Annotated in this window: 9 protein-coding genes; all 9 read left to right on the forward strand. The window is 67.0% G+C overall.

Features of this window, described 5'->3' with window-relative positions; translation table 11 throughout:
• The first annotated feature begins 476 nt into the window (after positions 1–476).
• The gene (locus HMPREF3114_RS08590; RefSeq protein ID WP_053500761.1) at positions 477–890 is read left to right on the forward strand and encodes a YciI family protein; all 414 of its coding nucleotides are present in this window, start codon (positions 477–479) and stop codon (positions 888–890) included.
• A 67-nt stretch (positions 891–957) separates the two neighbouring features.
• The gene (locus HMPREF3114_RS08595; RefSeq protein ID WP_005415090.1) at positions 958–1380 is read left to right on the forward strand and encodes a VOC family protein; all 423 of its coding nucleotides are present in this window, start codon (positions 958–960) and stop codon (positions 1378–1380) included.
• A 40-nt stretch (positions 1381–1420) separates the two neighbouring features.
• Complete coding sequence (locus HMPREF3114_RS08600; RefSeq protein ID WP_021202152.1) at positions 1421–1831, forward strand: VOC family protein; 411 nt, start codon at positions 1421–1423, stop codon at positions 1829–1831.
• 24 nt (positions 1832–1855) lie between these two features.
• Complete coding sequence (locus tag HMPREF3114_RS08605) at positions 1856–2212, forward strand: DUF1428 domain-containing protein (RefSeq protein ID WP_005415092.1); 357 nt, start codon at positions 1856–1858, stop codon at positions 2210–2212.
• Positions 2213–2257: 45 nt separating this feature from the next.
• Complete coding sequence (locus tag HMPREF3114_RS08610) at positions 2258–3520, forward strand: RNA polymerase sigma factor (protein WP_070489578.1); 1263 nt, start codon at positions 2258–2260, stop codon at positions 3518–3520.
• 106 nt (positions 3521–3626) lie between these two features.
• The gene (locus tag HMPREF3114_RS08615) at positions 3627–4823 is read left to right on the forward strand and encodes a hypothetical protein (RefSeq protein ID WP_005415094.1); all 1197 of its coding nucleotides are present in this window, start codon (positions 3627–3629) and stop codon (positions 4821–4823) included.
• Complete coding sequence (locus HMPREF3114_RS08620) at positions 4814–5914, forward strand: hypothetical protein (protein ID WP_032953880.1); 1101 nt, start codon at positions 4814–4816, stop codon at positions 5912–5914. The genes HMPREF3114_RS08615 and HMPREF3114_RS08620 overlap by 10 nt, the downstream gene beginning before the upstream one ends.
• A 98-nt stretch (positions 5915–6012) precedes the next feature.
• Positions 6013–6690 carry a hypothetical protein gene (locus HMPREF3114_RS08625; protein ID WP_005415096.1) on the forward strand — a complete coding sequence of 226 codons (678 nt, stop codon included), beginning with the start codon at positions 6013–6015 and terminating at the stop codon, positions 6688–6690.
• 16 nt (positions 6691–6706) lie between these two features.
• On the forward strand, positions 6707–8288 hold a 1582-nt coding region (locus tag HMPREF3114_RS08630; RefSeq protein ID WP_070489580.1), incomplete at its 3' end, for a CsgG/HfaB family protein.

Here is an 8288-nt window from a genome sequence, read left to right on the forward strand (position 1 = left end):
CCCCGCCCCGCCTACCCACCCGGCCTTGGACAGTTTCCTGCGGCGTTCACCACGGAAAATCACAAACAAGAGCAAAAGCGGGTCGCTTCGCTCGCAAAGCCGAGGCCGCCAGCCAACCGCCGTTGCTGTTGCCTTTGCTTTTGCTTTTGCCTTTTCTCTTGATTTTCCCGTGGTGGGGCAGCCGCAGAGATCTGTCTGGGGGCGGGAGGGTGGGGTTGGCGGGGGATCTGATCTGGCCCCCAGGGACGGGTTCACAGCGTCCCCGCCAGCCCCAGCCGCCCGGCCCACCCACGGGAACCCGAGCTTTCAGCGACCAACCCAACCCCACCACGGAGGGGCTCCGCCGTTCGCCGACCACCGCCGAAGGCGCGCTTTCCGCGGAAGAAAAAAATTTCCAACAGACGTGTCGATTCCCAGCCCCCTGGTTCGTTGTACCCAGTGAAGGGCACGCACCACGCGTCCCACGGGAGACCGAAATGAAAGTGATGGTGATCGTGAAGGCCAACGCCGACTCCGAAGCCGGCCGCATGCCCAGCGAACAGGAACTGTCCGAAATGGGCGCCTTCAACGAACAACTGGTGGCCGCCGGCATCATGCTGGCCGGTGAAGGCCTGCACGCCACCCAGCGCGGCCGTCGCATTCATTTCGGCGGCGGGGCACCCAAGGTCGAGGCCGGTCCGTTCGGTCCTGCCAGCGAACAGATCGCCGGCTTCTGGCTGTGGGAGGTGCGGTCGCTGGACGAGGCCGTTGAATGGGCCAGCCGTGCGCCGTTCGGCGAGGGCGGCACGCTGGAACTGCGTCCGCTGATCTCCGCAGAAGACTTTGGTGAAGCCTTCACCCCCGAATTACAGCAGCAGGAACAGCGTCTGCGTGCACAGCTGGAAGGCTGATCCGATTCCTCTCCCTGTCGGGCACGCCCCGGCACTATCGCCCTGAACCGCACAACGGAGTATTGCCATGAGACTGATTCCCTTCCTCGGCTTCAGCGGCCAGGCCCACGAGGCAATGGCGTTCTATGCCAAGGCACTCGGTGGCCAGGTCACCTCGGAAATGAAGTACCGCGACATGCCGCCCTCCGATGGCTCGCCGGGCTGCAACGAAATGCCGCCGGAAACCCTCGACCACGTTGCGCACAGCCAGCTGGAGATCGGCAGCGCCATCGTGATGGCGGCCGACGGTCCCGGCGGTGGCGAGGGCGGCTCGACCACCATCAATGTCGACGTCGACAGCATCGAAGAAGCCGAACGCGTGTTCGCTGCGCTGGCCGAAGGTGGCCAGGTGCAGATGCCGATCGCCGAAACGTTCTGGGCACATCGCTGGGGCATGCTGATCGACCGTTACGGCAAGCCGTGGATGGTCAATTGCATGAAGCAGCCCTGATCCCTCCCTCTTTCCTCTTCATCCACAAGGAGCGTTACCAATGAGTGCACCACAACCGCAGATGATCTTCGTCAACCTGCCCGTGCAGGATCTGGAGAAGTCCAAGGCATTCTTCACCGCGCTGGGCTACAGCTTCAATCCAACCTATACCAATGACGATGCGGCTGGCATGGTCATAAGCGAGAGCATCTATGTGATGCTGCTGACCCAACCTTTTTTCCAGCAGTTCACCAACAAGCCGATTGCCGACGCGCACACCCACACGGAAGTGATCAATGCGCTCTCGGCACCCAGTCGCAAGGCCGTTGACGAGCTGGTGGACAAGGCACTGGCCGCCGGCGCCAGCGAGCCGCAGCCGGCGCGCGACCTGGGCTTCATGTACCAGCGCGGCTTCCAGGACCTGGATGGCCATCTCTGGGAAATCGCACACATGGACGGCGAGCCGGGCTGACGGCCGCCGCAAGGGAGAACCCTCATGGCTTACGTGGATGCGTACGTGCTGCCGTGCCCGCAGGACAAGGTGGCGGCCTACCGCCGCCTTGCCCGCAAGGCCGGCGTGGTGTGGAAGGACCATGGCGCGCTGCAGTACATGGAATGCGTGGCCGACGATGTGGAACCGGGCAAGAGCACCTCGTTCCCGCGCGCGGTCAAGGCGAAACCGGGCGAGACGGTGATCGTCGCCTTCGTGGTGTTCCGCTCGCGCGCGGCACGCGACCGCATCAACGCAAAGGTGATGGCCGACCCGCGGCTGGCGTCGCTGGGCCCGAAGGACATGCCGTTCGATACCCGGCGCATGTTCTGGGGTGGCTTCAAGCCGATTGTTGAAGCGTGAGCTGCGGCGCTTGTGCGGGCCGGGCGTGCGTGCTGTGATCGGCGCATGCTCGAGCCCGCACTGACGCAGCGTCTGGAAACCCTCTGGCGGATGGAGTCGCCAGTGCTGATCGCGCGCCTGGCGCGGCTGCTCGGTGGCGATGTCGGCCGTGCCGAGGAACTGGCCCAGGACACCTGGCTGGCCGCGCTGGAGCGTTGGCCGGAGCAGGGCATCCCGGACAACCCCGGAGCCTGGCTGATGACCACCGCGCGCAACCGTGCCATCGATGTGCTGCGCCAGCACCAGCGCGTGGCGCAGCAGCACGCGCAATGGGGCGAGGAACTGCATCCGGCGGCGCTGCCGGCACCCGATGACAACCAGGCGCTGGAGGATGACCTGGGCGATGACCTGCTGCGGCTGATGTTCGTGGCCTGCCATCCCGTGCTGCCGGCCGATGCGCGCGTGGCACTCACCCTGCGCCTGCTCGGTGGCCTGACCACCGTGGAGATCGCACGCGCGTTCCTGCAGCCGGAACCGACCATCGCCCAGCGCATCGTGCGCGCCAAGCGCACCCTGGCGCAGAAGCAGGTGCCCTATGAAGTGCCGCGCGCGGAGGCGATGCCGGAGCGCCTGGCTTCGGTGCTGGAGGCGATCTACCTGGTGTTCAACGAAGGCTATGCGGCCAGCGCCGGCGATGACTGGATGCGTCCGGCACTGTGCGATGAAGCGCTGCGCCTGGCCCGCATCCTGGCCCATCGGTTGCCGGTGCCGCCGGTACTGGGCCTGCTGGCGCTGATGGAGCTGCAGGCCTCGCGTGCAGCGGCGCGGGTGGACGCGCAGGGCGCGCCGGTGCTGCTGGACCGTCAGAACCGCGCGCGCTGGGATTGGCTGCAGATCGAACGTGGTCAGCAGGCACTGGCACGTGCGCTGGCCGCAGGCGGCGGGCAGGATCCCTACGTGCTGCAGGCGCGCATCGCGGCCTGCCATGCGGCTGCGCGTCGCGCTGACGCTACCGATTGGCCGCGCATTGCTGCGCTTTATACACAGCTTCTGCAGGTGCAGCCTTCGCCAGTGGTGGCATTGAACCGGGTGGTGGCGATCCTGCGCAGCGACGGTCCCTTCGCCGCGTGGGCGCAACTGCAGCCCTTGCTGGTCGACGCGCGCCTGCGTGACTACGCGCCACTGCAGGTGGTGCGTGGCGAGCTGTTGCAGGCACTGGGGCGCGAGCAGGATGCGCGTGACGCTTTTGGCGAGGCGGCTCGGCTCAGCCACAACCAGGCCGAGCGCGGACTGCTGCGGCAACGGGCCGGCCTGCCCCCCACGGACTGAGCCGACAAGGACAGCACTTGTCGCCGCGCGCCTGAGCGGCTATGTTTCGCGCCCAGCGGACGCATCAGCGCCCGCATTCCGTGCGTATTGACCGAGGAGCGGTTGGATGTATTCAAGGACGAAGAGCGCATCGCGCGCTTTTGCGCGCCTGCTTGCCTGTGCCCTGTGCCTGGCCGTATGGCCGACGGCCGTGCAGGCCGCGGACAAATCGCAGCAGGCCTATTGGGCCGGTTTTGCCTATACCGCTGACGCCGCCGCCGTGCAGGCGACCACGCCACATGCGCATGCGGTGCTGGAACGGCGTGGCCTGGTCCCGCTGAACCAGACGCTGGCGCAGTCGCTCAAGCGCCGCGCACCGGCCCACCTGGAGCTGATCGACCAGCCGGTGGCGATGCTCGACGGCACCACCAGCGCCACCGTGCTGGCCGCCGCGCTGGACCGCGAACTGGTCTCGGTCGAGCCGATCGGTGACCAGTACAAGGTGCTGGTGGAAGTGGCGCTGCAGGCGTTGTTCTTCGACTTCCGCGAGCGCCAGGTGATCGCGTCCTATCCGCTTACGCTGCAGCGCATCGACGTGCAGGATTACCGACCGGACAACGACGATATCGACGCGATCGTCGCCGATCTGCTGTATGGCGGCGCCGATACCAGCCTGTCGCAGGTGCTGGCGGCCAGCCTTGCCCAGGCCAGGTTGCCCGACGCGGCGGTGCGCCGTCTGCAGGTCGGTGGTGTAACCCTGTCCGACGCGGTCCGCGCCAAGCTGCCCGACCCGAAGTGGGAAGCGCCGCTGCGCGCCACGCTGGCCCATGAACTGTCCAAGACGCTGTCGTCCAACACCGGCGTCGGGCTGCTGCCGCCGGCCTCGGGCCAGGCGATCGGTGGCGCGATGGCCGCCCGCTTTGCCGACGGCAAGGTCTACCAGCTGAAGATTCCCGAACCCGACTACGTCATCAACCTGCAGGTCGATGCACTGAAGAACGGCGTGATCGAGGAAACCCCGGCGATGAAGACGATGCTGTTCGGCGCCTTCTTCACCGCCAAGGTGACCGAACCGTTCTCGGGGAAGGTCTATTTCGAACAGCCGCTGCGCAAGGGGGCCACCAAGGTGGTTCCGGCCACGCAGTGGCAGGTCGACCAGTGGTCGGCCAGCTACGAAACCCTGCTGGCCGGGCTCGATGCCTTCGCCGGCGCCGCCGCCAAGCGTGCCGATTCGCGCGCCTGGCTGGACGAACAGAAGCCGGGCGGCCGCCCGTTGCAGCAGCAGACCCAAGCCCTCCAGGAGTTGATCAAGTCATGTCGTTGATGCGTACCATCCTGCTCATCCTCATCGCGCTGGTGGTGGCCTCGCCGGTCGCTGCGCAGACCGCGAGTTCGCGCGGCACCGGCTCGGCCAGCTACGGCCTGCGCCTGAGTGCCGATACCCGTGCCCAGGCCCTGAACAAGGCCAAGGTCAACGCCCTGGAGGCATACATCGCCGAAACCGGTGCGGCCAAGCTGCGCCTGTTCGAAGCGCGTCGCGCCGAGTTCATCGGCGAGATCGACCGCTACGTGCTCAGCGCCGTGCAGCTGTCGGACACCGAAGACAAGAAAGCCAAGACCTACACCGTCACCGTCCGCGCCGAGATCAACACCACCCTGCTGCAGACCAAGCTGGATGCGGGTTCGGCCGTGGCCGGTGCCACCGCCGCGCAGCGCTCGCTGCTGACCTTCCTGTTCATGGCGCGCTCGCAGGACACCGTGCAGTCGTTCCAGGACAAGGAATACCGCCGCGTCGACGCCAGCAGCAGCTACAGCGAGAACACCCGTGAGGGCGACAGCTTCCGCGGCAACTCGGTCAGCACCAACGGCAGCATCAACCAGAACGGATCGGTGTCGGTCACCAGCGGCGGCAGCACCACCGCACGCGCCGACAACATCACCTGGAAGGTGGCCAACGCCGCCGAGGTCAACACCGCGATGACCGGTGCCTTCAGCGCCGCCGGCTACGAAGTGGTTGAAGCCGAATACGTGGAAGGCGAGTCGCGTGGCCTGCTCAGCATCGAGCGTATCCGCAAGGACTTCAGCACCGGCAACGACCTGGCCCCGGCCACCCTGCGTGACACCGCCAACGGCATCCGTGCAGCCAACATTCCGTACATCGCCGTCGGCACCCTCGACATCGGCATGCGCGACCGCGACCCGGCCAGTGGCAACACCCGCGTGTTCGTCACTGTCACCGGCAAGGTGCTGGACGTGACCGGTCGTTTCCCGCGCACCGTGTCGTCGGTCGGCCCGGTGCAGTTCTCCGGCACCGGCCCGAATGAAACCGTGGCCCGTACCAATGCCCTGCAGCTGGCTGCCGAAAAGGCCGCCCAGCAGATGATCAACGAACTGAACGTCAAGGCGGTCCGCTGATCCGCCACCCCGGTGGGTACCGAGCTCGCTCGGCATCCACCGGGGTTATCGATTCCCCACGTGCCGCACCGCGGCCGTCTCTCCCAAAGGACTCACACATGATCCGCAATACCGCTCTTGTCCTGGCCATCGCGGCCGCCACCCTGTCGATGCCGGCGCACGCCGGCCTGGGCAAGCTGAAGGATCTGGCCGGCGCCGCCACCGGTACCTCCAGCAGCAGCGCCTCCAGCGCCGCCGCACCGGATGAAGCCGCGCAGGAAGCACTGGTGCGTCGTTTCGTCAGCTCGCAGTCGCACTCGCTGCAGGCCCAGACCTCGTTCGCCCGTGCCTTCGGCCTGGCCGAGCAGGTGCAGCTGCTGGAAGCCGAGCGCCAAGCGCTGTCGTCGGGTTCGGTCAGCGTCGATGCGATGAAGAAGTCGGTGTCGGTCAGCGAAGCCGCCCAGGCCGCGATCGACGAGCGCCAGGCCGCGCAGCCGGAGCTGAACGCTGAATCCAAGCAGCACTATGCCGAAGGCCTGGTCTCGCTGCTGGCGTCGGCTGCCGAAGCGCAGAAGCTGGGCGGCGAAGCCAGCAACTTCACCGCCGGCATGAAGAACCTGGGCGCCACCCAGATGGCCACCGTCGGCCGCAAACTGGCTGCCGGTGCATGGGTGGCCAAGGAATCGCCGGGCTTCATCCAGGGCCTGTACGGCTCGACCAAGTCGGCCGTGACCTTCGCCAAGAAGAGCAAGGTGAAGGTGCCGTCGAACGCCGATTCGATGCTCGACTCGATCTGATCCGAGGATCAACCCCATGCGTACGACCTCCCGTTTGATCGGCCTGGGCCTGGCCGCCGTGCTGCTTGCAGCCTGCGGCAAGCAGGACACCCCGGCCGCCGATGCGCCCACACCCGCCAAGGACAAGGCAACCAGTGCACTGGCCAGCAATGCGCCAGTGGAAGCAGCGCCCCTGCGTGGCACGCCGGATTTCGGCGGCACCACCCAGGTCGCGCGCGAGGCCGACGGCATCGGCAGCACCCCGGAACTGGCGGTGCTGGCGGCGCTGCAGTCGGCGGTGGCGCAGGTCAACGGTGTACGCGTGGCCAGCCAGATGCAGGGCCTGCGTGCAGGCCTGCATGTGGATGTGGATGACGAACACGTCGGCGATATCCGCGCCGACGCGTTCACCCAGCAGATGATCGCCGGCTCGCAGGGCGCGGTGCTGGGCTATGAAATCCTGTCGCAGGACGAAGTGCGGCAGCTGGACGAGGAAACCATCGCGCGCGTGCGCGCCAGCGATGAAGGCTGGAGCTTCAAGGGTTCGGCCTCTGCCAGCGCCTCTGGCGAAGCCACGGCCAAGGGCGGCGGTGCCTCGGCCAGTGTCAAGGAGCGCTACGACGAGAAGGTCAGCGTCGATGCCAAGCGTGGCGCAAGCTCGTTCGATTCCGACGTGACCCACCGCAGCATGCGCAGCTACTGGAAGGTACGCGTGCGTGCCCAGATCGCCCAGTACCGCGCACCGGACGAGCAGGGCAAGCCGAAGATCGTGGTCGCGCTGCCGCGTACGAAGGCCGGCAGCTATGCCGTGGGCGATGGCCGCGTGAGCGCCGATGAAGTGGCCGACGCGATCCGCGCACGCCTGTCCGATACGCTGACCCAGACCCAGCGCTTCATCGTGCTGGATCGCGAGTTCGGCGACGAACTGCAGGCCGAGATCGACCACATCAACAGCGGCAACGTGCGTTTGCAGGACACTGCCCGCGTCGGCCAGCAGCTGGCGACCGACCTGATCCTGATCCCGACCATCGAACGCTTCGAGTACCCGCGCAGCGTGCGCAACCTGCGCATGTCCGACCGTCAGGTGACCTCATACTCCGGTGGCGGCCGCATCACCCTGCGCCTGGTCAACGCCACCACCGGCCAGGTGGTGATGTCCGACAGCTTCGATCACCAGTTGGCCTCGACCGGCCCGAGCACCCTGCCGCGTGTGGTCAACGGCCGCAACATGGCTGCGGCGATGATGGAATCGCTGTCCGGCCAGATCGGCACCAGCATCGTCACCACGCTGTTCCCGGTGTCGGTGGTGTCGGTGGACGGTGACCAGGTGGTGCTGAGCCAGGGCGGTGACACCGTGCAGGCCGGCCAGCGCTGGCAGGCTGTGCGCCTGGGCGAGGAACTGAAGGACCCGCAGACCGGCCGTTCGCTGGGCCGCAGCGAACACCCATGCTGCACCATCCGCATCGACCGCGTGGCTGCACAGACCTCGTACGGCACCATTGAAGACGGCGTTGACGCGATGCGCGGCGGCTTCCGTCCGGGCCAGATCGAACTGCGCCAGAAGCTGGGCAGCAAGCCGGCTGCGGCCGCCGCAGGCGCGACCGCCTCGGCCGCTCCCG

Origin of the sequence: Stenotrophomonas sp. HMSC10F07 (assembly GCF_001807895.1) — a bacterium.
GTDB lineage: Bacteria > Pseudomonadota > Gammaproteobacteria > Xanthomonadales > Xanthomonadaceae > Stenotrophomonas > Stenotrophomonas sepilia.